Origin of the sequence: Streptomyces sp. sk2.1 (assembly GCF_008120935.1) — a bacterium.
Classification (GTDB): Bacteria; Actinomycetota; Actinomycetes; order Streptomycetales; family Streptomycetaceae; genus Streptomyces.
The window spans coordinates 1-1159 of the sequence record NZ_RDBO01000087.1; the positions used below are offsets into that span (position 1 = coordinate 1).

Annotated in this window: 2 protein-coding genes; both read right to left on the reverse strand. The window is 68.6% G+C overall.

The genetic code is table 11. From position 1 onward, the window contains the following. Positions 1-196 (reverse strand): transposase (locus EAO76_RS39685; RefSeq protein ID WP_316248369.1); only part of this gene is annotated, 196 nt, incomplete at its 3' end. A gap of 91 nt (positions 197-287) precedes the next feature. Then, positions 288-1159 (reverse strand): ISL3 family transposase (locus EAO76_RS39690; protein ID WP_148841110.1); only part of this gene is annotated, 872 nt, incomplete at its 5' end.

The window sequence follows — 1159 nt, forward strand, 5'->3', positions numbered from 1 at the left end:
CGTGCGGCAGCAGGCGCCACTGGCAGCCCGTCCGGTTCCGGCAGAAGATCGCGTTCACGACTTCCCGCAGGTCGCAGGACCCGGGATCTCCGGTCGCCGACCCCGCCACCCGGTCCTGCTTCCAGGTCGTGATCATCGGCTCGATCAACGCCCACTGCTCGTCCGGCAAGTCGCTGAGGTACGGCTCTCTCTTCACGCCCCGCATCTCAACATGGACATGCCCATGAGGCGGTCCGGACCGCGATCAGTACCACGACCGAGCGATCACGAACCGAGGAAGATCGGACTTAACGCCCACTGAGAAGTTCATCGACGCCGGCGGCGCGTGCGAATCGGTTGACCGTGGCGCGGCTGAGCTGGAGGTCGCGTGCGATGGTGCGAAGGCTGTCGCCGCGTTCGATGCGCTCGTGGATCTGCTGGTGGTGTTCGCGGGTGCGGGCGGCCAGAGGTCGGGGCCGGCCGTGGATGTCCAGCTCAGAGCGGTCGTGTCCTTCGGGGGCGGGGCCGTCGGAGGTCCGGTCGTCATGGGTGGTGAGGGGTTGTCGCAGGTCGGCGCGATGCCGCCCGATGACGCGTTCGACTGCTTGAGCCAGGTTGTTCAGGAGGTGCCATGCATCGGCTACCTGCCTGGCTTGCGGAGCCCCGGCCTGGGCCCCGTCGTGGAAGGAACCGGCACGGTCGCGGCAGATGATCCGCACTTCAGGGTGGTTCCGCAGCCAGGAGGCGAAGGTTGCTGCGGCCCGGTCGGCCAGGACGTCGACCGGGCGATGGGTTGCCATGTCGATGAGGATCGTCGCGCAGGTCTGTCCCCTMCGAARGGCAAACTCGTCGACGCCGAGATGCGGCACCAGCCCCGATGAGGGGAGCGGCTGTGCACGGATCAGCCGGAGCGAAGTGTCCTTGCAGGTGCCGACGGCCATGCGCCGGGACAGGCGAGCGCCTGGTCGGCCGCCCAGGAACAGGGCCACGTCGGTGAGCTGGGCGGTGAGAGCGTCCGTGCGGCGTGCGTGGCGACGGGTCAGGGCCGGTATCCGCTCGGCAGACGTCCGACGGGCGCAGTGCTCGTTCCCGCATACGAGTCGACGCGCTCGCAGTTCGATTCGTACACGCCGGCCCGCGACTGGACGATCCGCCAGCGTCCGCGGGTAGTAGCAGTGCA